18 protein-coding genes are annotated in these 26,355 nt (G+C 58.8%); 7 read left to right on the forward strand and 11 right to left on the reverse strand.

The genetic code is table 11. The features are described 5' to 3' along the window. Positions 1-67 precede the first annotated feature (67 nt). From ACVWXD_RS17215 to ACVWXD_RS17230, 4 genes are all read right to left on the reverse strand, one after another. Complete coding sequence (locus ACVWXD_RS17215; RefSeq protein ID WP_010212074.1) at positions 68-304, reverse strand: DUF1653 domain-containing protein; 237 nt, start codon at positions 302-304, stop codon at positions 68-70. Positions 305-401: 97 nt separating this feature from the next. After that, positions 402-1,577, reverse strand: a complete 1,176-nt coding sequence (gene fadA / locus ACVWXD_RS17220) for an acetyl-CoA C-acyltransferase FadA (RefSeq protein ID WP_024074080.1) — start codon at positions 1,575-1,577, stop codon at positions 402-404. A gap of 29 nt (positions 1,578-1,606) precedes the next feature. Continuing rightward, positions 1,607-3,754, reverse strand: a complete 2,148-nt coding sequence (gene fadB, locus ACVWXD_RS17225) for a fatty acid oxidation complex subunit alpha FadB (protein WP_032888792.1) — start codon at positions 3,752-3,754, stop codon at positions 1,607-1,609. A 493-nt stretch (positions 3,755-4,247) separates the two neighbouring features. After that, complete coding sequence (locus tag ACVWXD_RS17230; protein ID WP_032888790.1) at positions 4,248-4,685, reverse strand: hypothetical protein; 438 nt, start codon at positions 4,683-4,685, stop codon at positions 4,248-4,250. Between the two features lie 105 nt (positions 4,686-4,790). Between ACVWXD_RS17230 and ACVWXD_RS17235 the strand changes: the two genes are divergently transcribed. Next, positions 4,791-5,231 carry a universal stress protein gene (locus tag ACVWXD_RS17235; RefSeq protein ID WP_457371208.1) on the forward strand — a complete coding sequence of 147 codons (441 nt, stop codon included), beginning with the start codon at positions 4,791-4,793 and terminating at the stop codon, positions 5,229-5,231. Positions 5,232-5,369: 138 nt separating this feature from the next. On the opposite strand, the gene ACVWXD_RS17240 is transcribed toward ACVWXD_RS17235, so the two are convergent. Beyond that, positions 5,370-7,289: an ATP-binding cassette domain-containing protein gene (locus ACVWXD_RS17240; RefSeq protein WP_032888786.1), complete on the reverse strand. Its 1,920-nt coding sequence runs from the start codon at positions 7,287-7,289 to the stop codon at positions 5,370-5,372. Positions 7,290-7,502: 213 nt separating this feature from the next. Between ACVWXD_RS17240 and ACVWXD_RS17245 the strand changes: the two genes are divergently transcribed. Then, the gene (locus tag ACVWXD_RS17245; RefSeq protein WP_181643973.1) at positions 7,503-9,431 is read left to right on the forward strand and encodes a transglycosylase SLT domain-containing protein; all 1,929 of its coding nucleotides are present in this window, start codon (positions 7,503-7,505) and stop codon (positions 9,429-9,431) included. A gap of 209 nt (positions 9,432-9,640) precedes the next feature. After that, on the forward strand, positions 9,641-13,537 hold the full coding sequence (locus ACVWXD_RS17250) for a hypothetical protein (RefSeq protein WP_457371209.1): 3,897 nt from the start codon (positions 9,641-9,643) through the stop codon (positions 13,535-13,537). A gap of 22 nt (positions 13,538-13,559) precedes the next feature. Here ACVWXD_RS17250 and ACVWXD_RS17255 read toward each other — a convergent pair whose 3' ends face one another. Next, on the reverse strand, positions 13,560-15,326 hold the full coding sequence (locus ACVWXD_RS17255) for an ABC transporter transmembrane domain-containing protein (protein WP_099601402.1): 1,767 nt from the start codon (positions 15,324-15,326) through the stop codon (positions 13,560-13,562). Positions 15,327-15,569: 243 nt separating this feature from the next. On the opposite strand from ACVWXD_RS17255, the gene ACVWXD_RS17260 reads away from it, so the two are divergent. Next, positions 15,570-15,743, forward strand: a complete 174-nt coding sequence (locus ACVWXD_RS17260) for a PA1571 family protein (RefSeq protein ID WP_032888780.1) — start codon at positions 15,570-15,572, stop codon at positions 15,741-15,743. A gap of 53 nt (positions 15,744-15,796) precedes the next feature. Here the strand turns inward: ACVWXD_RS17260 and pdxB are convergent, their stop codons facing one another. Next, complete coding sequence (pdxB, locus tag ACVWXD_RS17265; RefSeq protein ID WP_401382427.1) at positions 15,797-16,939, reverse strand: 4-phosphoerythronate dehydrogenase PdxB; 1,143 nt, start codon at positions 16,937-16,939, stop codon at positions 15,797-15,799. A gap of 256 nt (positions 16,940-17,195) precedes the next feature. On the opposite strand from pdxB, the gene ACVWXD_RS17270 reads away from it, so the two are divergent. Continuing rightward, positions 17,196-18,590, forward strand: a complete 1,395-nt coding sequence (locus tag ACVWXD_RS17270; RefSeq protein WP_032888778.1) for an MATE family efflux transporter — start codon at positions 17,196-17,198, stop codon at positions 18,588-18,590. Here ACVWXD_RS17270 and tusA read toward each other — a convergent pair. Together tusA and rlmM are read right to left on the reverse strand one after the other, a co-directional pair. After that, positions 18,587-18,838, reverse strand: a complete 252-nt coding sequence (tusA, locus tag ACVWXD_RS17275; RefSeq protein ID WP_032888777.1) for a sulfurtransferase TusA — start codon at positions 18,836-18,838, stop codon at positions 18,587-18,589. The two genes, ACVWXD_RS17270 and tusA, sit on opposite strands and share 4 nt — an antisense overlap. A gap of 13 nt (positions 18,839-18,851) precedes the next feature. Next, positions 18,852-19,928, reverse strand: coding sequence for a 23S rRNA (cytidine(2498)-2'-O)-methyltransferase RlmM (gene rlmM / locus ACVWXD_RS17280; protein WP_032888775.1), 1,077 nt, complete (start codon positions 19,926-19,928; stop codon positions 18,852-18,854). Between the two features lie 190 nt (positions 19,929-20,118). Between rlmM and acnA the strand changes: the two genes are divergently transcribed. Then, positions 20,119-22,860: an aconitate hydratase AcnA gene (acnA, locus tag ACVWXD_RS17285; RefSeq protein ID WP_457371210.1), complete on the forward strand. Its 2,742-nt coding sequence runs from the start codon at positions 20,119-20,121 to the stop codon at positions 22,858-22,860. Between the two features lie 156 nt (positions 22,861-23,016). On the opposite strand, the gene ACVWXD_RS17290 is transcribed toward acnA, so the two are convergent. Both ACVWXD_RS17290 and cysK read right to left on the reverse strand, forming a co-directional pair. Continuing rightward, a complete protein-coding gene (locus ACVWXD_RS17290; protein WP_032888770.1) occupies positions 23,017-23,955 on the reverse strand; it encodes an aspartyl/asparaginyl beta-hydroxylase domain-containing protein in 939 nt (312 codons plus the stop codon). A gap of 145 nt (positions 23,956-24,100) precedes the next feature. Further along, positions 24,101-25,075 carry a cysteine synthase A gene (cysK, locus tag ACVWXD_RS17295; protein ID WP_122764924.1) on the reverse strand — a complete coding sequence of 325 codons (975 nt, stop codon included), beginning with the start codon at positions 25,073-25,075 and terminating at the stop codon, positions 24,101-24,103. 124 nt (positions 25,076-25,199) lie between these two features. On the opposite strand from cysK, the gene ACVWXD_RS17300 reads away from it, so the two are divergent. After that, entirely contained in the window at positions 25,200-26,276 is a 1,077-nt protein-coding gene (locus tag ACVWXD_RS17300) for a DUF748 domain-containing protein (protein WP_122755744.1), read from the forward strand. Positions 26,277-26,355: the final 79 nt, after the last annotated feature.

A 26,355-nucleotide genomic window follows, 5' to 3' on the forward strand; every position in this document is an offset into this window, starting at 1 on the left:
GACGCGGCAACGCTATATATAGTGGCAACAAGGTGAGGTCAAGCGCAGCATTCTGCGCCGCCTGCCGTTATTGCCCTGAAAAAAGACTGGGTTCGGCCTGGACCAAAGCAAAGCGCGGGACCTGCTCGCCGTCAACTTCGACGGTCTCCAGAAACATGCTCAAGGGACGCACCCAAAAGCCGTAATCGCCATACAGTGCTTGGTAGAACACCACTTCTTCTTCGGTCTCGGAATGCCGTGCCACGCTGAAAACGCGGTACTGCGGACCCTTATAATGTTGGTAGAGCCCTGGTTCGACTTTCATGCTCTGGCCCCCTTACAAAATTTGTTGAAAAAAAATATTAAAAATTCCAAAAAACAAAAACCGGGGCACTTGGCCCCGGCTTCCGTCAACTCAACGCTTAGACGCGTTCGAAGACGGTGGAAATGCCTTGGCCGAGACCAATGCACATGGTTGCAACCCCAAGGTTACCGCCATTTTGCTTCATCACGTTAAGCAAAGTGCCGGAAATACGCGCACCGGAACAACCGAATGGGTGGCCCAGGGCAATCGCACCGCCGTGCAGGTTAACCTTCTCGTTCATCTTGTCGAGTACTTTCAAATCTTTCAGCACCGGCAGGGCCTGTGCGGCGAAAGCTTCGTTGAGCTCGAAGAAATCGATATCGGAGATAGTCAGGCCCGCGCGCTTCAACGCTTTTTGTGTGGCCGGTACAGGACCATAGCCCATGATTGCCGGGTCCACACCCGCCACTGCCATCGAACGGATCACTGCCAGCGGCTGGATGCCCAGGTCCTGGGCACGCTGCGCCGACATCACGATCATGCACGAAGCACCGTCGGTGATTTGCGACGAAGTACCCGCTGTCACGGTGCCGCCCTTTGGATTGAATGCCGGCTTCAGGGCCGCCAAGCTTTCCAGGGTGGTGTCCGGACGAATGGTTTCGTCGTAGTCGAACAGTTTCAAGAAGCCGTTCTCGTCGTAACCGTTCATCGGGATGATTTCATCCTTGAACTTGCCTTCCACGGTCGCCTTGTGGGCGAGTTGGTGGGAGCGCAAGCCGAACGCGTCCTGGGCTTCGCGGGTAATGCCGTGCATCTTGCCGAGCATTTCTGCAGTCAAGCCCATCATGCCAGAGGCTTTCGCCGCGTAGAGCGACATGTGCGGGTTTGGATCGACGCCGTGCATCATGCTGACGTGGCCCATGTGCTCCACGCCACCTACTACAAACACATCCCCGTTGCCAGTCATGATCGCTTGGGCGGCGGTGTGCAGCGCGCTCATGGACGAACCGCACAAGCGGCTCACGGTCTGGCCAGCAGCTGTGTGCGGGATCTGAGTCATCAGCGACGCCATGCGCGCGATGTTCCAGCCCTGCTCTAGGGTCTGGTTGACGCAGCCCCAGATTACGTCTTCGACTTCGTTCGGGTCGACCTTGACGTTGCGTTCCAGCAATTTGCTGATCAGGTGCGCGGACATGTCTTCAGCGCGGGTGTTGCGGTGCATGCCGCCCTTGGAGCGGCCCATCGGTGTGCGACCGAAGTCGACAATCACCACGTCTCTTGGATTCAAGCTCATAAATATTCTCGCTCTAGTCGTCTGGGCGCTTAACCGAAGAAGCTCTGGCCATTTTTGGCCATTTCACGCAGCTTCGCGGTCGGGTGGTACAGCGGGCCCAGATCAGCGTATTGATCAGCCAGGGCAACGAATTCGGCCACACCGATCGAGTCGATGTAACGCAGCGCACCGCCACGGAATGGAGGGAAACCAATACCGTACACCAAGCCCATATCGGCTTCGGCGGCGGTTTCAACGATACCGTCTTCCAGGCAGCGAACGGTTTCCAGGCACAGGGCAATCATCATCCAGTTGATGATGTCCTCATCGGACACCTCACGCTGTTCGTAGATGACCGGTGCGAGCACTTCGTGAACCGATGGATCGGCGACTTTTTTCTGCTTGCCCTTCTTGTCGGTCTCGTAGGCATAGAAGCCCTTGCCGTTCTTCTGGCCCAGGCGCTTGGCTTCATAGAGAGCATCGACAGCGGAGCGGCGGTCGTCTTTCATGCGGTCCGGGAAGCCTTCAGCCATCACGTCACGACCGTGGTGGCCGGTGTCGATGCCGACCACGTCCATCAGGTACGCCGGGCCCATCGGCCAGCCGAATTTTTCCATGACTTTGTCGATGCGCACGAAGTCAACACCGGCGCTCACCAGCTTGGCGAAACCACCGAAGTACGGGAACAGCACGCGGTTGACCAGGAAGCCTGGGCAATCGTTGACTACGATCGGGTTCTTGCCCATTTTCTTGGCGTAGGCAACGGTGGTGGCAATCGCCAGCTCGCTGGACTTCTCGCCACGGATCACTTCCACCAACGGCATCATGTGCACCGGGTTGAAGAAGTGCATGCCGACGAAGTTTTCCGGACGCTTGAGGGCCTTGGCCAGCAGCGAGATGGAAATGGTCGAGGTGTTCGAGGCCAGGATGGTGTCGTCTTTGACGTGGCCTTCAACTTCAGCCAGTACCGCCTGCTTGACCTTCGGGTTCTCGACAACAGCTTCGACCACCAGGTCGACATGGCCGAAATCGCCGTAGGACAGCGTAGGACGAATACCGTTAAGTACTTCAGCCATTTTCGCTGCGGTCATGCGACCTTTATCAACGCGCCCCACGAGCAGCTTGGCGGCTTCGGCCAGACCTTGCTCGATACCGTGCTCGTTGATGTCTTTCATCAGGATCGGCGTGCCTTTGGACGCCGACTGATAGGCAATACCGCCGCCCATGATACCGGCGCCGAGTACGGCAGCCTGTTTCACGTCCTTGGCGATTTCGTCGTAGGCCTTGGCCTTTTTCTTCAGTTCCTGATCGTTCAGGAACAGGCCAATCAGGCTTTGGGCAGCCGAGGTTTTCGCCAGCTTGACGAAGCCTGCCGCTTCCACTTCCAGGGCTTTATCGCGACCGAAGCTCGCAGCTTTCTGGATGGTTTTGATCGCTTCAACCGGCGCCGGGTAGTTCGGACCGGCCTGGCCAGCGACGAAACCTTTGGCGGTTTCGAACGACATCATTTGTTCGATGGCGTTGAGCTTGAGTTTTTCCAGCTTCGGCTGACGCTTGGCCTTGTAATCAAATTCGCCGCTGATGGCGCCCTTGATCAGGTTCAGTGCGGCTTCGGCCAGTTTGTCCGGAGCAACCACGGCGTCGACGGCACCGACTTTCAGCGCGTCTTCAGCACGGTTTTCCTTACCGGCGGCGATCCACTCGATGGCGTTGTCGGCCCCGATCAGGCGCGGCAGGCGCACGGTGCCGCCGAAACCTGGGTAGATGCCCAGTTTGACTTCAGGCAGGCCGATTTTGGCGGTGGCCGACATGACGCGGAAGTCTGCGGCCAGGCACATTTCGAAGCCACCGCCCAGCGCGATGCCATTGATCGCGGCAACGGTCGGTACGTTGAGGTCTTCGAAATCGCTGAAAATCTTGTTGGCTTCGAGGTTGCCAGCCACCAGCTCGGCATCGGGCAGCTTGAAGTTGTCGACGAATTCGGTGATGTCAGCGCCGACGATAAACACGTCCTTGCCGCTGGAGACGATCACGCCCTTGACCGAAGCATCTGCTTTGATGGTGTCTACGGCCTGACGCAGTTCATTCAGGGTTAGACGGTTGAACTTGTTGACGGACTCACCCTTGAGGTCGAATTTCAATTCGACGATGCCACTTTCAAGAGCCTTAACCGTGATGGCTTTACCTTCGTAAATCATCAACTGATCTCCACGATATGGAAGCTGAACAGTACACATTGGACGCTGGCCTCTGGTTGGACACTGGCCTTTAGGTCAATGCTCACTCCAATCCGCCAGGCACACCCGCCAATGCGATAGTCGGGATGTATGTGCGCGCGGTCTGACAGACAAACGCTCAATTCATACGCCCGTTTGATTTGGGTACGCCACCTTCATCCAATTCCAGGCAATTGTCAATCGCTCGAAAGGCTAGGAAAAACGCGACTTTCCAGTCATTTCAGAACTCAAACCATAGGCGCACGCTTCGCCAATATTCAAATATTCACGAAATCAATTATAGGAAGGATGTGGGAAAAGACTGTACAGAACGGGATATCCGGCTAGGCTAGCCGCAACCATAACGCGCACGGATGAACATCCGACGCAGCAAGCACAGATTACCGGCCTGCCTGGCCAACTCCAGCCCGATGATGATGTCGGGCTTTTTATTGCCTGAAATTCAGTAGGCGCTTCAGGCCAGCGCTTTGAGCAGCGCATCAATGGCGAGCAAATCACTCGCTTCGCCCTTCTCGCCCCAGTACAGGGCAATCATCTGCTTATCGGCCTCGACCTTGTAGACGTTGGCCGGCAGCGTTGCAAAATGCGGCAACAACTTCTCATCGTCGCAGACTTCACGCCATTGATTAACCCACACACCCGGCTCCAACTGCCAATAACTCCAGGTTGCCGGCGTGCTGCCGCGTCGTGGCCGGCAGTATTGCGCACAGGGGCTCGGCGGCTCTTGCTTGAGCCAGTGCGGCCACTCCTGAGGTGCCAATTGCATGGCCAGGCCGATGCGGCGCGCCTCCATGCGCAGGGCCATTCGCCCGCTCTGGTGGCGCGAAGGGCGTAGCCATGCCAGAGGGCTCAGAACCACCACAAGGATTGACACCACTATCCAGACCGTCATATGAGTACCCCCGAATTTCTAGATGAGCGGATTTGACCTGACGCAACCCCATCCGCTTGAAAGCAGCCATACTGAACTTATTGCAGTCCCCTGGAGGAACGCCCCATGTCCTACACACATATTCTGGTCGCCGTCGACCTGACCGAAGAGTGCGATCCAGTGATCAAGCGCGCGCAGGCTTCAGCAATCGCAAACGGCGCCAAGCTGTCACTGATACACATCGTCGAGCCCATGGCCATGGCGTTTGGCGGCGATGTGCCGATGGACCTTTCCCAACTGCAACAACAACAGTTCGATCAGGCCAAAGAACGCCTGGACCGGTTGATCATCAAATACCCGGAACTGACCAAGGAAAACTCCCACCTCACTTACGGCCAACCGCGCCAGGAGATCCACCACCTGGCCAAGGAACAGAACTGCGATCTGATCGTGGTGGGCAGCCATGGCCGTCACGGCTTGGCATTGCTGCTGGGCTCCACCGCCAATGATGTACTGCACGGAGCGCCGTGCGATGTGTTGGCCGTTAAGTTGGTAAAAAGCTCGTAACGCCGATGAAGATGCAATGCGGGAGGGGGCTTGCCCCCGATAGCAGCCTCTCAGTAGAAACACCACTGACTGAGACACCGCTATCGGGGGCAAGCCCCCTCCCACATTTGAGCCACTTTTTTACTGACCTAAAGTCACTCAGGCATCTAACTCTGCCCAACGCTCCATCAGCACTTCCAGCTCCTGGTTCAACTTCTCCAGAGAAGCGATGACCTTGGCAGTTTCCGCCGCCGGACGCAGATAAAAACCCGCATCAGCCATGTCGGCTTCTACCGCAGCAATCTGCTGTTCCTTGGCGTCGATATCACCCGGCAAGGCTTCCAGCTCGCGCTGCAACTTGTAGCTGAGCTTCTTCTTGGCCGTCGGCGCAGCCTCGGGTGCAGGGGCAGCAGCGGCAACAGGTGTGACCACCGCCGAGTTCAAGTCGGCCTTGCCGGACTTGCTCTCGGTCACGCCCAACAGGCGCGGTGAACCGCCCTGGCGCAGCCAGTCCTGATAGCCACCGACGTATTCGCGCACCTTGCCTTCACCTTCGAAGACCAGGGTGCTGGTGACCACGTTATCGAGGAATGCCCGGTCGTGGCTGACCATCAGCACAGTGCCGTTGAAGGTCAATAAGACCTCTTCCAGCAGTTCAAGGGTTTCTACGTCGAGGTCGTTGGTCGGTTCGTCGAGCACCAGCAGGTTGGCAGGTTTGCTGAACAGTTTGGCCAACAGCAAGCGTGCGCGCTCACCACCGGACAAGGCCTTGACCGGCGTCCGTGCGCGCTGCGGGCTGAACAGGAAGTCGCCCAGGTAGCTCAGCACGTGGCGGCTCTGGCCGTCGATGTCGATAAAGTCGCGGCCTTCAGCCACGTTGTCGATCACGGTTTTTTCCAGGTCCAACTGATGGCGTAACTGGTCGAAGTAAGCCACGTCGATGCGTGTGCCCTCCTCCACGGTGCCGCTGGTCGGTTTCAGACCATTGAGCATCAGCTTGAGCAAGGTAGTCTTGCCGGTACCGTTGGCGCCCAGCAGACCAATACGGTCGCCACGCTGCAGGACCATGGAGAAGTCCTTGATCAGGAACGGACCGTCCGGGTGATGGAAGCTGACGTTTTCCAGCACCATCACTTGTTTACCCGACTTGTCGGCGGTATCCAGTTGGATATTGGCCTTGCCGGTGCGCTCACGACGCTCGCTACGCTCAACACGCAGGGCTTTGAGGGCGCGCACGCGGCCTTCGTTACGGGTGCGGCGCGCTTTGATGCCCTGGCGGATCCAGACTTCTTCCTGGGCCAGCTTTTTGTCGAACAGCGCGTTGGCAGTTTCTTCAGCCGCCAGCGTCGCTTCTTTGTGCACCAGGAAGCTGGCGTAGTCGCCGTTCCAGTCGATCAAGCCGCCGCGATCCAGTTCAAGGATGCGCGTGGCCAGGTTTTGCAGGAAAGAACGGTCGTGCGTGATGAACAGCACGGCGCCCTGGAAATCCTTGAGGGCTTCTTCAAGCCAGGCGATGGCGCCGATGTCCAGGTGGTTCGTTGGTTCGTCGAGCAGCAACAGATCCGGCTCGGACACCAGGGCCTGGGCCAGCAGCACGCGGCGACGCCAGCCGCCGGACAACTCGGCGAGGGTCTTGTCGGCCGGCAGTTGCAGGCGGCTCAGGGTGCTGTCCACCAGTTGCTGCAGGCGCCAGCCATCACGTGCTTCGAGGTCCTGCTGAACGTGCATCAGCTTGTTCAGGTCTTCCTCGGTGACGCAGTTCTGCGCCAGGTGATGGTATTGCGCAAGCAACTCGCCCACACCGTCCAGGCCTTCGGCAACCACGTCGAACACTGTCCGTCCGTCGGCCACCGGCAATTCTTGCGGCAATTCGCCAATCTTGAGGCCCGGGGCGCGCCAAACAGAGCCGTCATCGGGCTTTTGGTCGCCTTTTACCAGCTTCATCATGCTGGACTTGCCGGTGCCGTTGCGGCCGATGATGCACACCCGCTCACCACGGGCGATCTGCCAGGACACCTTGTCCAACAACGGCATAGCGCCGAAAGCAAGGGACACATCGCTGAATTTGAGCAGGGTCATACGCTTCTCCAAAAACTGGGCGCGCATTCTACCTGAGTTGAGGGTGGGATGCGGCCAGCATTTTCAAGGCCGACACGTTCTGTAGGACATTTCCCGTAAACCTGAACGAACCGGCCAGCAAAGCTTTCGCCGGTCGCTGGCAAAAGGCTAAGCTAGGGGCAATCAGCGTCGGCAGTGCCGGCGCTAGTCGTGATTTCTCTGCACGGACGTCTCATGCGCAGTCGCCTTTTCAACTTTTTATCTTGTCTGCTTCTTTCCGCCACCGCCGTTCAATCCGCCCAGGCCGTGGACCTCACCACCCAACGTCAATATTACGATGAAGCCAAGCGCGCTCTGGCCAAGGGCGATACCGGCCCGTACATGCAATACAGCCAGGCCCTGGCCGATTATCCGCTTACACCGTACCTGGCCTACGACGAACTGACTGCGCGCCTGAAAAGCGCGAGCAACCAGGAAATCGAGCAGTTCCTGGCCAAAAACGGCGACCTGCCCCAGGCGAACTGGATGAAACTGCGCTGGTTGCGCTGGCTGTCCGAGCGTGGCGACTGGCAAACCTTTGAAAAGTACTACGACCCCAAACTCAATTTCGTCGAACTGGACTGCCTGCACGGCCAATACCAACTCACCCACAACCTCAAGGCCGAAGGCTACAAGACCGCCGAAAAGCTGTGGATGACCGGCAAATCCCAACCCGCCGCCTGTGATGCCACGTTTGGCCAGTGGGCCGCCGACGGCCAACTCACCGAACAGAAAATCTGGGACCGCACCAAACTCGCCGCCGAAGCGCGCAACTACGCGCTGGCCAACAGCCTGGTAAAAACCCTGCCAACCCTCGGTGCCCAAGGTCGCCTGATGGTGGACGTGGCACAAAAGCCCGACATGCTAAGCGATCCATCGCGCTTCCAGCCGGCCACCGAGGCTATGTCGGATGCCGTTGGCCTGGGCCTGCGTCGCCTGGCGCGCCAGGACCCGGACAAAGCCATGGCCCTGCTCGACGGTTACGCCAGCAGCATGCACTTCTCCCGTGACGAAAAAGTGGCAATCGCCCGTGAAATCGGCCTGACCCTGGCCAAGCGTTTCGACCCACGCGCCCTTGAGGTGATGACCAAGTACGACCCGGAACTGCGCGACAACACCGTCTCCGAATGGCGCCTGCGCCTGCTGTTGCGCCTGGCGCGCTGGGAAGATGCCTACCAGTTGACGCGCAAACTCCCACAAGACTTGGCCACCTCCAACCGCTGGCGCTACTGGCAGGCGCGCAGCCTTGAACTGGCTGAGCCGAAGAACCCGCAAGCATTGGTGCTCTACAAGAACCTTTCGCGGGAGCGGGATTTCTACGGTTTCCTCGCCGCCGACCGCTCCAAGGCTCCGTACCAGTTGAACAACAAGCCGCTGGTGATGAGTCAGGCGCTGGTCAATAAAGTGCGTAACACACCCGGCGTGCGTCGCGCTCTGGAGTTCTACGCCCGTGGCCAGATCGTGGATGGCCGCCGCGAGTGGTACCACGTCAGCCGTCATTTCAACCGTGATGAGATGGTCGCCCAGGCCAAGCTGGCGTACGACATGAAGTGGTACTTCCCGGCGATCCGCACCATTAGCCAGGCCCAGTACTGGGACGATCTGGATATCCGCTTCCCAATGGCCCACCGCGACACCTTGGTGCGTGAAGCCAAGGTGCGGGGCCTGCATTCGAGCTGGGTATTCGCCATTACCCGCCAGGAAAGCGCCTTCATGGACGACGCCCGCTCCGGCGTAGGCGCCAGCGGCCTGATGCAACTGATGCCCGGCACCGCCAAGGAAACCGCGCGCAAATTCAGCATCCCGCTGGCTTCCCCGGCCCAGGTCCTGGACCCGGACAAAAACATCCAGCTCGGCGCCGCCTACCTGAGCCAGGTGCACAGCCAATTCAACGGCAACCGCGTGCTCGCTTCCGCCGCGTACAACGCCGGCCCCGGCCGCGTGCGCCAGTGGCTGCGCGGAGCGGATCACTTGAGTTTCGATGTATGGGTGGAAAGCATCCCATTCGACGAAACCCGCCAGTATGTGCAGAACGTGTTGTCTTATTCGGTGATCTACGGGCAAAAACTCAACTCACCACAGCCGCTTGTGGATTGGCATGAGCGCTATTTTGATGACCAGTAAGGTCTGAAGCGACTCTGAAAATGCCCGCATCGAAAGATGCGGGCATTTTCATTTCCACGGCTGAAAATATTCTGATCGCCCGGGGAAATACACATACAGAAAAAACATGATGGAACGCGAAAAGTCTGATGTTCACTCAGCCCACGAGCTCAGTCGATAAATCATCTCTGAGTGACTGACTTCAAAATGGCCTAGAGAGAAACTCAGACATGACACTCACGTCCATCAGCAGCCGCTTAAACACTCAGCCCGCGACTAACGTCATCCCCCCCCCGCCACTCTTCGAGGTCAAGAGTGAAAAGCCGCCCACGCCTGATCAAGATGCCGACACAACGCCGCAAGCCAAGGCCGATCAGGAATTGGCCGTGCTGTTTGCCGCCGTATCAGCCAGATCGGCGAAAACCGGCCCATCGTACGATGGCATCGAGAGCGTTGAGGGTATCCCGCCAAGTTCGACCTTCGGCCAGTGGTGGACGCACCTGCATACGCTGCTCAAGCATCCCCAATTCGTCGAATGGGCAACGCAAAGGCACATTAATCTTTCCAAACCCTTAATGATCAGTCTGCGCGACCAGATCACCTTCACCATGACTGATGGGCGCCGGGAGGTGTTCAGGGCAACGGATGAAAATCCGCTCTGGCCGGTCGTTGTGGCGCCGATTCTTCGCGCCGCCAACGTCGTGGCGGCGGGCAACAGCCCCCTTCGTCTGTCCGCATCGGACTCCACATCTGCGCCCTTTGAAGTGGTGGCGAATTTTCACGGTGAATCGGTACCCCTCACGACGTCACGGACAGCACAGTTACAGCAGACCCAGACATTCACCAAAAACGCCGCCAACGCGGTTCCGAACAAGGTCGAGGATGGGCCGGCCAATACGGGCAAGCTCAATACAGAGCGGACCGCCCTTGGCGACTTGGTGGACACGCGCGCGCTCTGCGAAAAGCTCAAGGGCCTTGTGCGCTATGGTACCGAGGGGATTGAGGAGCGGTTAAAGAACACAACGATAGAGGTGCACCCGCACTCGTCATTCGGCCAAGGCCCCGAAGCCGGCCCTGGACGCACCGTGACACTTGAGCAATTTATCCTGGCAAATAACTGGCGGTTGCCCAGCACGCTTGAAGCACTGGAGAACATGATCAGCACGCTCAATGCCCCACCGTTGCAGGCACCACACCTAGGCAGCCTGGGTGGGGCGATCTCGTGGCCGGCCCCGCTGAGCGACCACGACCAAAAGAGCGTTTACAGTCATTTTCACTACAACCTGCAACTACCGGCGTTGGTGAAGGAAAGAACGGAGCCCCAAAACCCACGGGGAGTTTTGGGTTATCTCACAAGCCACCTGCACATTTCCCAAAACGAATTGCGCGACCCACTTAAAGTCATCGAAAAAATCATCAACACACCAAAAGCCATCGAACTCGAAGCCGCCTTGCACCAAAAGATGGGGGATGGCTGGAAGACCAGCTCTAGCCATGACTGGCTGTTGACTGCCATCGCTACCACTCTGGACCCAGAAAGCATGTTTGGCCCGCAACTCAATCATCTCGCGGGTTTCAATCTGGCCGACGGACGTTTCATGGGGCAGCCCCTCGCAACTATCAAGCAGGCGTTCATTGACCACCTGATAAAACTGAACAGAGCCTCGCCGGACATGGCGCCCATTGCTGCACAAATGCTGCTTTCGCGCACAGCGCCGGAGTTATTGGTCAAAAACGTTCCTGCCAGCATTACGTTGGGATCGGCAGCGTGGGTGAGTTTCAAAGCGGCGGTGACGCGGATCGAGGCCTATAGCCCTGGTGCCACGATGCAGATGACGTTTGCGCAAGTGTGTGCCAGAGATGCCCTGGACCCGATTTCGCAAGAGGGGCAGGCCATTCAGCAAGTGACATCGCGAGCGGCGCTTATTGAGTGGGGCAAGATCAACGGCGAACTCGTGCCCCGCGATGACGGGAACTATCCTCAGGCTGACATTGATCGGGTACAGCGCGCGCTCGCTGACAAAACTTCAACGTTGCAACAAGCCGTCGAGCAACTTGCCAGTAAGGTGCCGACCCAACGCGATGTGGCGCTACAGCAACTCAAGCAACAATTCGGCGAGGGGCTTCCCTACGAACTTAAATGCTTTCGCGATAATAGCCCCCGCGGCAGAGGCCACGGAAACCTTGCTAGCTCCACGCAGCCAAAATATTCGCTACTGGACTTTTATCTTTCAAAACCCGAAGTCAATCCGTTTTCTAATTGGGTATCCGATAACAACACGATTGCCCCCAGCATGATTGCCCGTCTTGCTCACTTGCCAGACGCAAAATCCCTCCATAAGCAAGCCTTTGTCGACTACACGGAAGGCACCAAAAAAGCACAGGCGAGCGTGATAAAAAACCAGCTTGCGAAACTTCCTCTGGAAGATCGCAAGAATCTTGAGTTTGGCAGCATTCGTATATTCATAGAGGGTCAGGTCAGCCGTTATGAAAGCAACCTCCCAGGTTTCACAATTAATGACGAAGATAAAGTACCCAGCCAGCCGAAAGAGCAAAAGGCACTGATCTTCCAGACCGAGCGCGACGGGAACCTGGAGTTTTATGAAATATCAGCGCAAAAAGGCCAAATAAATAAACGTGACGATCTGAAGACAAACTTTAAGGAAGGCCCCCAAGGAGATTGGGTCAAGGTGCCCAGCCATCAAGGTTCAAAATGGACAAATACGGCGATCCATGAAGTCAAACCAAGCGCCTCCCAAGATGCAGTACAACAACGGGCCAGGCAATTGCCAGTGACCATCCCTGCCTCGTTCAGCAGCGCGCGCAGTGCCTATATCAGTAATACGGTAGTCAATTACTCCAACCCGGAATCAAACTTTGAGCAACTACTGGAACTGACCAAAAGCATCACGACATTCGATGAAGAAGCCGATAAGGAAAAAGCCCTGTTCAACATAATTGTAGGGCTAATACCTGGGGCGTCTGCCGTTAAAAACCTGATCAACGGAGACCCCTTGGCGGCACTGGGAGATCTGTTGTTTGACGGGGTGATGTACTTGACCGGCTCGGCCCTGGGCAGAGGCGCGAGTGCCGTTGGCGGTCCCAGAGGCGCGACCCGGGTGGCCATGGCGAGCAGCCGAATAGGTCGCGGCGTGCTGGGTAAGGCCTCGGGCGCGCCGGCCAGCAGTGCCCGGCTGGCCGCAGGCACGAAACCCCTTAATGCACGGCAACTGTCGCAGAGCACGATGGATCACGCTCAACTGCGTGCGTTTGCCGAACGAGCCGACATAGCGGAAGGCACTTATCGCGCCCCCGGTGCACTCGAACCCAGCCGAGTAACCGCCCAACTGGATAACCAAACCGGTCACTGGCTGCACTATGACGTGAATAAAAACACAGCTTACGGGAAGAAACTGGATAACTTCTCACCCGACAATCATCGGCCAATTTCAGCCGCAACAGGCAGTCAACCTGCAACTTCACCTGTGTCTTTCGAAAAAAGTCTGGCCTATGACAACGTCATACAAATGAAAGGCACGATGAAAGACCTCAAACTTGTGGCCAATGAAATGCATGTGTTCGTCGACACCTATAAAGGTGTTGATCGCCTGAATATTGTCGCCCACGGTCTTGAGCGCAGCCGACTGGACAGATTTTTGAACCGTGGAAGCAGCATCGTTATCGACAATACCGCGTACTCGGCCAAAGACTTGGTCGCTTTGTTGAACACGAAAGGCGTCGACCCCAGCGCCTTTAACAATGTGCGGCTATTGGTTTGCTACTCTGGCGAGGGTGGCAGTCGCGCCTTCGGCAGCTTGCTGCAAAAGGAGATCAACCGGCCGGTGAAGGCGTTCGAGGGCTCGGTTTCAATGCAACACGGCTCTACGTCATTGACGGCCGCGCGAGACGACCTGATTGCGCGGATCAACGAGATCAGCCCCGGCATCTCTACTAAAAACGCCGAGCGGCTGGCAGATATGAACATGTATCAGGCCTTTGTAGGGAAAGTCACCCAGCACGTTGTCAAGACTCACGGTAGCAAGATAAAGATGAACGTGGCGCTTCTGGGCGAGCCCAAACACTATGTGGACACTAGGGTTTCGTACAAACCTGTCTACTTCCGTTAGCACTGGTGCCAGGCATAGCAGGTCATTGCGCTTGCGCACCACTATTGAACTGCAATGCCGCCAACCGCGCATACAACGGGTTGCTCGCAATCAGCTGCTGATGCGTGCCCACCGCAACCAGTTTGCCTTGGTCCATTACCGCAATGCGGTCGGCGTTCTTCACCGTCGCCAGGCGGTGGGCAATCACCAGCGTAGTACGGCCCTGCATCAATTGCGGCAGTGCCTGCTGGATCAAGTGTTCACTTTGCGCATCCAGAGCGCTGGTGGCTTCGTCCAGCAGCAGGATTGGTGCGTCCACCAGCAACGCGCGGGCGATGGCCAAGCGCTGGCGCTGGCCACCAGAGAGGCCCAGCCCGCCATCACCGAGGTGGGTCTGGTAGCCGTCGGGCATTTGCAAGATGAAGTCGTGAGCATGGGCGATGCGTGCAGCGGCTTCGACTTGCTCGCGGGTAGCTGAGGGATTGCCGTAGCGGATGTTCTCTTCGACGCTGCCGAAAAACAACGCCGGGCTCTGGGACACCAGGGCAAAGTGGCGGCGCAGGTCCAGGGGGTCGAGGTCGGTCAGCGGATGGCCTTCGAGCAGGATTCGGCCATGCTGCGGATCGTAGAAACGCAGCAGCAGGTCGAAGATCGTCGACTTACCCGCGCCGGACGGGCCGACGAGTGCCAGGGTTTCACCGGGGTTGATGGTCAGGTTCAACCCGTCGATAGCGTAGCTGTCAGGTCGCGAGGGATAGGAAAAGCGCAGATCTTGCAGCTCCATACGGCCACTGACCCGCTCGGGCAATTTCACGGTATCAGTTGCCGGCGCCTGGATTTCATTAGTCGACTGCAACAGCTCACCAATCCGCTCAGCTGCACCGGCTGCACGCTGCAGCTCACCTAGCACTTCGCTCAGGGTGCCAACCGCGCTGCCGACGATCAGGCTGTAAAACACGAACGCCGCCAGTTCGCCGCCGGAAATGCGCCCACTGATCACGTCCATGCCGCCGACCCACAACATCACACCCACGGCGCCGAGCACCAGCATGATCACCAGCGTGATCAGCCAGGCGCGCTGGGCGATGCGTTTACGCGCGGTGGCAAAGGCTTCTTCCACGGTCACCGCAAAGCGCTGCTCGTCCTGAACTTGGTGGTTATAGGCCTGCACGGTCTTGATCTGGCCAAGGGTTTCGGACACATAACTGCCCACATCGGCAATGCGGTCCTGGCTCAGGCGCGACAGGCTACGCACGCGGCGCCCGAAAATCAGGATCGGCGCCAGCACCAGCGGCAATGCAACCACCACGATGCTGGTGAGCTTGGGGTTGGTGACGAACAGCAACACGATGCCGCCAATGACCATCAAGGCATTGCGCAGGAACAGTGACAGCGACGAGCCGATCACCGATTGCAGCAAGGTAGTGTCGGTGGTCAGCCGCGACTGGATTTCCGAACTGCGGTTGTTCTCATAGAAGCCGGGATGCAGGTAGATGAGGTGGTTAAACACCTGCCGACGAATATCCGCCACCACTCGCTCGCCAATCCAGGAGACCAAGTAAAACCGCGCAAAAGTACCCACCGCCAAGCCAAGCACCAGGATCATGAACAGGCCGATGGACTGGTTGAGTAGGTGTGGCGATTGGGTCATGAAGCCCTGGTCCACCAGCAGGCGAATGCCTTGGCCCATGGACAAGGTAATCCCGGCGGTAACGATCAGCGCCAGCAAAGCACCCAGCGCCTGCCAGCGGTATGGCGCGATAAAACGGCTGGCCAGGCGAATCGCGCGGCGTTGACGGGTTGAGAACATAGGGGCATCACCGATGAGGAACCTGTACCCAACATTGGGGGAACTTGGGCAAATAACAATGAGTCAGGTTAATTATGCCCGCCGATACTCATCCCTAGAGGCTATCGGTCTAATGCCCGGCTGGAAATCGGCCGCCGTTTCTGGTGGACTGAGTATTCGAACCGGTGGTCGTGCAGGGAGTTGTAACAGCGCGGTCACGCGGGGGTTTTAAAGTAGGTATACAACCTGATGAGGAGACAGGCCATGACCTTGCAAAACAGCAGCGATGCCAAAATTGAAGTGATCCGCCAACCCCAGCAGTTGCCTTGCTCCGTCATCGACGCCCAAGGCCATGAGGTGCAGATCACCGAAGAAATGATCCAGCAAGCGTGCCGCGAACTGGAAGAAAAACTGGTCAAGCCTGCCCAGCAAGGCTGAAGCGCCCAAGCTCTTTCAGACCCGGCCTCGATGGCCGGGTTTTTTATGGGCGCTTAAACAGCTACCGCGCCCAGTGCGGACACGATCTCCGACAACGCCGCCGACTCCCCATTGATGCGCACGCTCAAGCCATCAATCTCGCGACGCTCGGGATAGTGCTTGCGCAGCAGGTCGAACGCCTTGCGCTGCTCTTGCACAGTTCCAACCAGGCTCCGACGGAAATCCGCATCATCCCGGCGCGGGTCGTACACGCTGCGGCACAAGGTCGCCAGCGCCCAGGCCGGGTCGGTCGAGGCATTCAAGTGCACTTCAGCCAACCACAGCGCAGGCAACAGCTCACTCAACTGAATGCTCGGTTCCTGACCCAGGTATGCGCAAAACGCCTGGTAGATCTGCGCCGTGCCGCGCTGACGGCCTTCCAGGCTGTAACCGGCGATATGCGGTGTGGCCAGCACGCATAGGTCGGCCAGGTCCACATCCACTTCGGGCTCGCCTTCCCACACATCCAACACCGCTTGCAGGTCTTCGCGTTCCAACAGCACCTCGCGCAGGGCGGCGTTGTCCACTACCGGGCCACGGCTGGCGTTGATCAGCCAAGTGCCGGGTTTGAGTTGTTCGAGGCGCTGACGGTCGAATAAATGCCAGGTAGAGCCATTGCCGGACTTGGTCAAAGGCGTGTGCAGGCTGATCACGTCACACTGCTCGATGATCTGCGCCAGGCTCACATAGTCGCCCCCTTCGGCGATCCGCCGCGGCGGGTCGCACACCAGGACATTCCAGCCCAGGCCTTTGAGCACCTTGACCAACCGCCCGCCCACTTCACCGGCGCCGACAATGCCATAGGTGCGTTGGTTGAGGTCGGCGCCTTCGATCTCGGCGAGGGTCTGCAGGCTGCCCAGCACGTAGTCCACCACGCCACGGGCATTGCAGCCAGGCGCGCTGGACCATTGGATGCCGGTCTGCTTGAAGTAGTCGAGGTCCAAGTGATCGGTGCCGATGGTGCAGGTGCCGACAAAACGCACCTTTGAGCCCTCCAGCAACGCGCGATTGACGTTAGTCACCGAGCGCACCAGCAGTACGTCAGCCTGCTCGACCGTGGCGCGATCAAGGGAACGGCCGGGCACCCGGCGAATCTCGCCAAATCCTTGGAAGAAGGCATCGAGCAGCGGGATATTTTCGTCGGCAACAATCAGCATGGCAGGCTCCTTTGGCGGATCAGCAGTGTACAGGGATGCGATCTGCAATGTGGGAGGGGGCTTGCCCCCGAATAGCCGTGTGTCAGCGACTATCCAGTGACTGACACTCTGCAATCGTGGGCAAGCCCCGTCCCACCAGGGATATGCGGTGCCCTGGGAGGTCGCTTACAAATCCCTAACACAGGTTTTTTCCTGACCATGGTGTCAAGGCGTAGAATCCGCCGTCCTTGCGCTATTTTCTATTGGACACCCGCACGTGAACACTGCCGCCACCCCCCTCACCCGCCCCGCCCGTATCAGTCGGGAAGTGCGCGACCTGCTGACGCTCGCTCTGCCAATCATGATCGGCCAACTGGCTACCACCGCCATGAGTTTTGTCGACGCGGTGATGGCCGGACGTGTCAGCCCCCAGGACCTGGCGGCAGTGGGGTTGGGCAACTCGATCTGGATCCCGGTGTACTTGCTGATGAGCGGCACGCTGCTGGCCACCACACCAAAAGTCGCTCAGCGCTACGGTGCCGGCAAATTCAGCGAAATCGGACCGCTGGTGCGCCAGGCCTTGTGGCTGGCGGTGGTCGTGGGGATCCTCGGAGGATTGCTGCTGCTGTGCGCCGAACCGATCCTGCATGCCATGAAGGTCGAGCCTGACCTGATCGTGCCGTCCATGGGCTACCTGCACGGCATCGCTGCGGGGATGCCAGCGATTGCGCTGTATTACGTGCTGCGCTGTTTCAGCGATGGCCTGGGCCGTACGCGACCGAGCATGGTCATGGGCCTGGTCGGCCTGGCGCTGAATATTCCGCTGAACTACATCTTCATTTACGGCCACTTTGGCGTGCCGGCCATGGGCGGCGTGGGCTGTGGCTGGGCCACCGCCATTGCGATGTGGGTGATGATGCTCGGCCTGGCCGTCTGGACGCGCTGGGGCCCGGCCTATCAGAGCAGTGAATTGTTCAAGCGCTTTGACTGGCCGCAATGGGCCGTGATCAAGCGTGTATTGGGGATTGGTCTGCCGATTGGCGTCGCGATCTTTGCCGAGTCGAGCATTTTTGCAGTGATCGCCCTGTTGCTCGGCAGCCTCGGCGCCACGGTGGTGTCCGGGCATCAGATTGCACTGAACGTCAGCTCCCTGGTGTTCATGATCCCCTACTCCCTGAGCATGGCCGTCACCGTGCGCGTCGGTCAGGCCCTGGGGCGTGGCGAAGCGCGTGAAGCGCGCTTCGCCGCCGGGGTCGGCATGGGCACCGCGCTGGCATATGCCTGCCTGTCGTGCAGCCTGATGCTGTTGTTTCGCGAGCAGATCGCGACGATCTACACCCCGGACCCGGTGGTGATCCACCTAGCGTCGACGCTGATCGTATTCTCGGCGCTGTTTCAGTTCTCGGACTCGATCCAGGTCACTGCCGCTGGCGCATTGCGGGGCTATCAGGACACCCGGGTGACCATGGTGCTGACGTTGTTCGCCTACTGGGGCGTGGGGTTGCCGGTGGGCTACGCCCTGGGGCTGACTGACTGGCTCGGCGCGCCCAGCGGCCCAAGCGGTTTGTGGCAAGGGCTGATCGTGGGCCTGAGCTGTGCGGCGGGGATGTTGCTGGTACGCCTGGCGCGCAGTGCACGCCGGCGTATCCGGGCGGATAAGGCGCGCGCTTAGTCGGCCTTTTTGCGAATCCAGTACAGGTAGGTGCCGGCCTGTTCCTGCTGATCCACCAATTCGTGGTCAAGGAACACGCAGAACTTGGGAATATCGCGACGGGTTGACGGGTCGGTCGCGATCACTTTGAGCAAGCCGCCTGCCGGCAGGTCCCGGATGTGCTGGTGCAGCATCATCACCGGTTCCGGGCAGTTGAGGCCTGTTGCATCGAGAACGCCGTCTACGGGGCTGTCGTTAATATCGCTCATTGATTACTCCTCGTTAACGGGCCTTGGTTTTCTTCGCATCCACCAGCCGACGCAGGTGGCACGTCACTTCCTCACGGTCGTGGTAAAGCTGCTTGCAACCGATCTCCACGCGGATGCCGCGCGCCTTGAAACCCTCTTCGATGCGCTCCAGCAGACGCTTCACTTCGGCATAACGCTGCTTCATCGGCAACTTCAGGTTCACCACCGCCTCGCGGCAATATCCTTCGCCAATCCAGGTTTCCAGCAGCGCGGCGTTGCGTGCGGGTTTCTCCACAATGTCGCACACCATCCAGTCAACCGGCTGCTTGGGCACGAAGGTGAAACCGTCGGCCATCAGGTGCTGCACCAGGCCGGTGTCCATCAGGCTTTCGGCCATGGGGCCGTTGTCGATGGCCGTCACCAACATGCCCCGGTTGACCAGTTGCCAAGTCCAACCGCCCGGCGCGGCACCGAGGTCGACGCCGGTCATGTCGCCGTGCAGGCGCTCGTCCCATTGATCGCGGGGGATAAAGTGGTGCCAGGCCTCTTCCAGCTTGAGGGTTGAGCGGCTTGGCGCGTCACGCGGGAATTTCAGGCGTGGAATGCCCATCGGCCACATCGCCGAGTTGTTCGACTCGGCCAGCCCCATGAACACTTCGCGGCCACTCTTGAACGTCAGCAGCAAGCGCGGCTTGCTCGGGTCGTCCACCAGTTTGCCGGCGTTGAGCAGGGCTTTGCGCAGGTGCACTTCGAATTTCTTGCAGAAGTTCGACAGTTCCTTGCCATCGTTGGTGTCGACCATCTCCAGCCAGAGGCTGCCGCACACCGGGAATTCACGCAGGTGAGCGAGGATCACGCTGATGCGATCGGTTTCCGGCAGGTCGATAAACACCCCGCGCGCCCACTGCCTCGGGAAGATCAGCTCGGCAAAGCGTTGGCCGTGCATCAAGCGCTGGGCGCCGTCTTCTTCGGTGCAGACAAATTCGGCGCAGGCGCTGCCGGTCTTGGCTTTGGCGTAGCCGGAAACGTTCAGACGCGCGGCGTGTTCCGCGATCTCGGAACAGACTTCGCCTTCAAAACCCGGGCGGCAGTGCATAAAAAGGGTGTTCATTGAATCTCCTGGCAACTGGCTTGCTCGATCGCAATGCCTGTCATGAAAACGCGCGCATGATAGCCGAGTTCGGAACCTTGGACTTGCCCATAGAGTCCAGTTATTAGCCTGCTAATGAAAACAGCGCTAGTTTTAAAGCTCTGTTCGTCCCGTCAGGTCCGTAGCCGTGCGGACCATAAGGAGTCATGTAATGTCATCCCTTGATAGCCTGAGAACCCTTAAAACTTTAGAAATCGACGACAAGACCTACCACTATTTCAGCCTGCCCGAAGCCGCCAAGAGCCTGGGCGACCTGGATAAGCTGCCGATGTCGCTCAAGGTGCTGCTGGAAAACCTGCTGCGCTGGGAAGACAACAAGACCGTCACCGGCGCAGACCTCAAGGCCATTGCCGCCTGGCTCAAAGAGCGCCAGTCCGACCGTGAGATCCAGTACCGCCCCGCCCGCGTGCTGATGCAGGACTTCACCGGTGTACCCGCCGTAGTCGACCTGGCCGCCATGCGCGCCGCCGTGGCCAAGGCCGGGGGCGACCCGCAGCGCATCAATCCGCTCTCCCCCGTGGACCTGGTGATCGACCACTCGGTAATGGTCGACAAGTTCGGCAATGCCGACGCCTTCGAAGAAAACGTCGATATCGAAATGCAGCGCAATGGCGAACGCTACGCCTTCCTGCGCTGGGGCCAGAGCGCCTTCGACAACTTCAGCGTGGTGCCGCCGGGCACGGGCATCTGCCATCAGGTCAACCTGGAATACCTTGGCCGCACCGTCTGGACCAAGGACGAAGACGGCCGCACCTACGCCTTCCCCGACACATTGGTCGGCACCGACTCCCACACCACCATGATCAATGGCCTCGGCGTATTGGGCTGGGGCGTGGGTGGCATCGAAGCGGAAGCGGCGATGCTCGGCCAGCCGGTGTCGATGCTGATCCCGGAAGTAATCGGCTTCAAGCTCACCGGCAAATTGAAAGAAGGCATCACCGCCACCGACCTGGTGCTGACCGTGACCCAGATGCTGCGCAAAAAAGGCGTGGTGGGTAAATTTGTCGAGTTCTACGGCGACGGCCTGGCCGATCTGCCCTTGGCCGACCGCGCTACCATCGCCAACATGGCCCCGGAATATGGCGCCACCTGCGGATTTTTCCCGGTGGATGACGTCACCCTGGATTATCTGCGTTTGTCCGGTCGTCCGGCGCAAACCGTGAAACTGGTCGAGGCTTACACCAAGGCCCAAGGCTTATGGCGCAATGCCGGTCAGGAACCGGTGTTCACCGACAGCCTGGCCCTGGACATGGGCAGCGTCGAAGCCAGCCTGGCTGGGCCAAAACGTCCACAGGACCGTGTGGCCCTGCCGAATGTCGGCCAGGCCTTCAGCGACTTCCTCGACCTGCAATTCAAACCCACCAACAAGGAAGAAGGCCGCCTGGAAAGTGAAGGCGGCGGTGGTGTGGCCGTGGGCAACGCCGACCTGGTGGGCGAAGCAGACTACGAATACGAAGGCACGACCTATCGGCTGAAAAACGGCGCGGTGGTGATCGCCGCCATCACCTCCTGCACCAACACGTCCAACCCCAGCGTAATGATGGCCGCCGGGCTGGTGGCGAAAAAAGCCGTGGAAAAAGGCCTCACGCGCAAACCGTGGGTGAAGACCTCACTGGCTCCCGGCTCCAAGGTGGTCACCGACTACTACAAGGCGGCAGGCCTCACTCAATACTTGGACACCCTCGGCTTTGATCTGGTGGGTTATGGCTGCACCACCTGCATCGGCAACTCCGGGCCATTGCCCGAGCCGATTGAAAAAGCCATCCAGAAGGCCGACCTCGCCGTGGCCTCGGTACTGTCGGGCAACCGTAACTTCGAAGGCCGCGTGCACCCATTGGTGAAAACCAACTGGCTGGCATCGCCGCCGCTGGTGGTCGCCTATGCGCTGGCTGGCACCGTGCGCATCGATATCAGCAGCGAGCCGCTGGGTAACGATCAGGACGGAAACCCGGTCTACCTCAAGGACATCTGGCCAAGCAGCAAAGAAATTGCCGACGCCGTGGCGCAGGTCAGCACCAGCATGTTCCACAAGGAATACGCCGAGGTGTTTGCCGGCGACGAGCAGTGGCAGGCCATTAATGTGCCCCAGGCCGCGACGTACGTGTGGCAGAAGGATTCCACCTATATCCAGCATCCACCCTTCTTCGAGGACATCGACGGCCCGTTGCCGGTGATCAAAGACGTCATGGGCGCCAACGTGCTGGCGATGCTGGGCGACTCAGTCACCACCGACCACATCTCCCCCGCCGGCAATATCAAGGTCGACAGCCCCGCTGGCCGCTACCTGCGCGAGCAAGGCGTCGAACCGCGGGACTTCAACTCCTACGGCTCACGCCGCGGTAACCATGAAGTGATGATGCGCGGCACGTTTGCCAATATCCGCATCCGCAATGAAATGCTCGGTGGCGAAGAAGGCGGCAACACGCTGTACATCCCCACCGGCGAGAAGATGCCGATTTACGATGCGTCAATGAAATACCAGGCTTCGGGCACGCCGCTGGTGGTCATTGCAGGTCAAGAGTACGGCACCGGCTCCAGTCGTGACTGGGCGGCCAAAGGCACCAACCTGCTGGGGGTCAAGGCGGTGATCGCCGAAAGCTTCGAGCGAATCCACCGTTCCAATCTGGTGGGCATGGGTGTGTTGCCATTGCAGTTCAAGCTGGATCAGAACCGCAAGGCGCTGAAGCTCACGGGCAAGGAGAAGATCGATATTCTCGGGCTGAGCGAGGTGGAGATCGTGCCGCGGATGAACCTGACGCTGGTGATTACCCGCGAGGATGGCAGCCGCGAGAAGGTCGACGTGCTGTGCCGGATCGATACCTTGAATGAAGTGGAATACTTCAAGTCGGGGGGGATTTTGCACTATGTGCTGCGGCAGTTGATTGCGTCGTAAGGCGATCTCAAAAGCAATGGAGAACTAATGTGGGAGGGCGGTGCGACGATTCGACTTGCTTCCGATAGCGTTGGATCAGTCATAGATGTTTTGACTGACATACCGCCATCGGGAGCAAGCCCCCTCCCACACTTTGACCGCGTTTAACGCTTCAGATCAGCCGAACAGCCACTTCCACAACAGCACCAGAACGACCACTGCCAGCACCGGCCGCGCAATGCGGTAAGCCTTTGGATGCTTGCGCTTCCACTGTTTGACCACACCACTGAACTTGTCACTGAAGGTCTTGCTCCAGGCATACGCCTGGTTGATGCCGCCGACGCGCTCGTCATCCAGGTTCTGCGGCGCCGTGGCGCGGCCCAGTTGCTTGCTGACCCAACGGTTGACGCGGGTCATCACGCGATTACTCAGCGGGCGCTCGATGTCGCAGAACAGGATCACGCGTGTCTTCTCGGTTTCGTTCTTCACCCAGTGCACGTAGGTTTCGTCGAACATCACGTCCTCACCGTCACGCCAGGCATACACCTGGCCGTCGACGAAGATGCGGCAGTCGTCGGAGTTCGGCGTGGACAAGCCCAAGTGATAACGCAGGGAACCGGCAAACGGGTCACGGTGCGGGTTGAGGTGGCTGCCGCCCGGCAACAACGCAAACATCGCCCCTTTGACGTTAGGAATGCTGCTCACCAAGGCCACGGTTTTCGGGCACAGCGCCTCGGCCGATGGCAGGGGTTTGTCGTACCACTTGAGGTAAAAACGCTTCCAACCCTTTTTGAAGAACGAACCGAAACCGGCGTCGTTGTTCTTTTCGGCGGCGCGAATGTAACCCTCGTCGAACAGGTGCATGGCCTCTTCGCGGATCACTTCCCAGTTGTCCTTGAGCACGTCCAGTTCCGGAAACTTGCTGCGGTCCAGGTAAGGTTTGGACGGCACGGCCGAGAACAGGTACATCAAGGCGTTATAGGGGGCGAATAGCGCCGAATGGTTAACGAACTGGCGCAACATCGGTAAACGGGCCTTGCCGCGCAGGTGTACATACAGCGTGCTACCGATAAACAGCAGCAACACCGACAGTTTGGCGGCCAAAGAAAAGGTCATGCAGCAACTCCTGGAAATAAGCGTCTGGCCAACAACTTCCCGTCACGGGGAAACCAGACGTAGCAGCCAGCCATGATAAACAGTTGGGCCAGTATGCAGAAGGCCCAGGGTAACGGGGCTGACACACATCAACCCCAAACGCTCATCAGGCCTGGTTTTCCTGCTCGGTAAACAAATCGCTGAATAGCATGCTCGACAGGTAGCGCTCGCCAGAGTCCGGCAGGATCACCACGATGGTCTTGCCCTGCATTTCCGGCTTCTCGGCCAGGCGCACGGCCACGGCCATCGCTGCGCCACAGGAAATACCGCACAGAATTCCCTCTTCCTGCATCAGGCGCCGTGCCATGGCCTTGGATTCGTCGTCGGTCACCAACTCGACGCGGTCAACCATCGAAAGATCGAGGTTTTTCGGCACAAAGCCGGCGCCAATGCCCTGGATCTTATGCGGGCTGGGCTTGATTTCTTCACCGGCCAGCGCCTGGGTGATCACCGGCGACACAATCGGCTCCACGGCCACCGACAGAATCGGCTTGCCCGCAATATTCTTGATGTAGCGCGACACCCCGGTAATGGTGCCGCCGGTGCCCACGCCCGCTACCAGCACATCGACCGCGCCGTCGGTGTCGTTCCAGATTTCCGGACCGGTGGTTTTCTCGTGGATCTCGGGGTTCGCCGGGTTTTCAAACTGGCCCGGCATGAAGTAGTTGGCTGGATCGTTGGCGACGATTTCGCCGGCCTTTTCGATAGCGCCTTTCATGCCTTTGGCCGGCTCGGTCAGGACCAACTCGGCGCCCAGCGCCTTGAGCACCTTGCGGCGCTCGATGCTCATCGACGCCGGCATGGTCAGCAGCAGCTTGTAACCACGGGCGGCGGCGACAAACGCCAGGCCGATGCCGGTGTTGCCAGATGTGGGTTCGACAATGGTCATGCCCGGTTTGAGTTTGCCGGTGCTTTCTGCGTCCCAGATCATGTTTGCGCCAATGCGGCACTTCACCGAGTAACCCGGATTACGCCCTTCGATCTTGGCCAGGATGGTCACGCCACGGGGGGCGATCCGGTTGATCTGCACCAGGGGCGTGTTACCGATGGAGTGCGCGTTGTCTGCAAAAATGCGGCTCATGACGGGTCCTATAGGCAATTTCAAGAAGGCAATAAGGGTATGCCTCGTACTGCAAAGCGTCCAGTCAGAGGAACGTTGCTCGGCTCGCGGCAGTCCATGTTTTACCTGCAAGGAGAACTGCCCGATGAAACGTCGCTACAGCTGGCCACTATGGACCGTCGCCGGATTGCTGGTGGTCATGGTTGCCTTAAGCATCGCCCTGCCCTACTTAGTGCGTAATTATCTGAATGACAAGCTCGCCGACATGGGCGATTACCGAGGCCGAATTACCGACGTGGACCTGGCGCTGTGGCGCGGCGCCTACCGGATTAACGGCCTTGAGATCATCAAGGTCGACGGCAAAGTGCCGGTACCGTTCGTCAAGGCGCCGCTGATCGACCTGGCGGTGAGCTGGCATTCGCTGTGGTACGACCATGCAGTGGTCGCCAAAATGCGTTTTATCGAGCCTGAAGTGAATTTCGTCGACGGCGGCGCTAACAAGCAGGCGTCCCAGACCGGTAAGGGCACCGACTGGCGCGAGCAGTTGAGCAAGCTGGCGCCGATCACCCTTGATGAAGTGCGTATCGAAGAGGGCAAGATTGCCTTCCATAACTTCAGTTCCAAACCCGTGGTGAAGATCGACGCGACCAACGTCAACGCCAGCTTTTATAACCTGACCAACGTCGTCGACGTCAAAGGCAAGCGCGACGCCCGCTTCGACGGCAAAGCCCTGCTGCAAGGCCAGGCCCCGCTGGAAGCCAGCGCCACCTTCGACCCGCTGAGCAATTTTGAGAACTTCGAATTTCGTTTCCGCGCCAAAGACCTGCAACTCAAGCGCATGAATGACTTTGCCTCGGCCTACGGTAAGTTCGACTTCAAGGCCGGCACCGGCGATGTAGTCATCGAAGCCCAGGCCGAAAAAGGCCAACTGACTGGCTATATCAAACCGCTGCTAAGGGATGTGCAGGTGTTTGACTGGCAGCAAGACGTGGAGAACAAGGACAAGAACATCTTCCGTTCGATCTGGGAGGCCGTGGTAGGTGCGAGCGAAACCGTGCTCAAGAACCAACAGAAAAACCAATTTGCCACCCGCGTCGAACTCAGTGGCAGCGTGCATCAGAAGGATGCCAGCGCGTTCTCTGCGTTTTTAGCGATTTTGCGCAATGGTTTTATCCAGGCGTTCAATGCGCGCTATGAACAGCCCAAACCCAGCGCAGATTAAAATATGGGAGGGGCAAGCCCCCTCCCACATTGGTCATTCAGAGACTGAATAACCCGTCTGCGTTCACAGTCGCCGGGGC

The sequence above is a fragment of the Pseudomonas sp. TE3911 genome (assembly GCF_054062775.1).

What these genes read in the sequence shown, in the direction of transcription:
- ACVWXD_RS17215 (WP_010212074.1), bottom strand. Translation starts at nt 304, where the DNA reads ATGAAAGTCGAACCAGGGCTCTACCAACATTATAAGGGTCCGCAGTAC.
- fadA (WP_024074080.1), bottom strand. Translation starts at nt 1,577, where the DNA reads ATGAGCTTGAATCCAAGAGACGTGGTGATTGTCGACTTCGGTCGCACA.
- fadB (WP_032888792.1), bottom strand. Translation starts at nt 3,754, where the DNA reads ATGATTTACGAAGGTAAAGCCATCACGGTTAAGGCTCTTGAAAGTGGC.
- ACVWXD_RS17230 (WP_032888790.1), bottom strand. Translation starts at nt 4,685, where the DNA reads ATGACGGTCTGGATAGTGGTGTCAATCCTTGTGGTGGTTCTGAGCCCT.
- ACVWXD_RS17235 (WP_457371208.1), top strand. Translation starts at nt 4,791, where the DNA reads ATGTCCTACACACATATTCTGGTCGCCGTCGACCTGACCGAAGAGTGC.
- ACVWXD_RS17240 (WP_032888786.1), bottom strand. Translation starts at nt 7,289, where the DNA reads ATGACCCTGCTCAAATTCAGCGATGTGTCCCTTGCTTTCGGCGCTATG.
- ACVWXD_RS17245 (WP_181643973.1), top strand. Translation starts at nt 7,503, where the DNA reads ATGCGCAGTCGCCTTTTCAACTTTTTATCTTGTCTGCTTCTTTCCGCC.
- ACVWXD_RS17250 (WP_457371209.1), top strand. Translation starts at nt 9,641, where the DNA reads ATGACACTCACGTCCATCAGCAGCCGCTTAAACACTCAGCCCGCGACT.
- ACVWXD_RS17255 (WP_099601402.1), bottom strand. Translation starts at nt 15,326, where the DNA reads ATGTTCTCAACCCGTCAACGCCGCGCGATTCGCCTGGCCAGCCGTTTT.
- ACVWXD_RS17260 (WP_032888780.1), top strand. Translation starts at nt 15,570, where the DNA reads ATGACCTTGCAAAACAGCAGCGATGCCAAAATTGAAGTGATCCGCCAA.
- pdxB (WP_401382427.1), bottom strand. Translation starts at nt 16,939, where the DNA reads ATGCTGATTGTTGCCGACGAAAATATCCCGCTGCTCGATGCCTTCTTC.
- tusA (WP_032888777.1), bottom strand. Translation starts at nt 18,838, where the DNA reads ATGAGCGATATTAACGACAGCCCCGTAGACGGCGTTCTCGATGCAACA.
- rlmM (WP_032888775.1), bottom strand. Translation starts at nt 19,928, where the DNA reads ATGAACACCCTTTTTATGCACTGCCGCCCGGGTTTTGAAGGCGAAGTC.
- acnA (WP_457371210.1), top strand. Translation starts at nt 20,119, where the DNA reads ATGTCATCCCTTGATAGCCTGAGAACCCTTAAAACTTTAGAAATCGAC.
- ACVWXD_RS17290 (WP_032888770.1), bottom strand. Translation starts at nt 23,955, where the DNA reads ATGACCTTTTCTTTGGCCGCCAAACTGTCGGTGTTGCTGCTGTTTATC.
- cysK (WP_122764924.1), bottom strand. Translation starts at nt 25,075, where the DNA reads ATGAGCCGCATTTTTGCAGACAACGCGCACTCCATCGGTAACACGCCC.
- ACVWXD_RS17300 (WP_122755744.1), top strand. Translation starts at nt 25,200, where the DNA reads ATGAAACGTCGCTACAGCTGGCCACTATGGACCGTCGCCGGATTGCTG.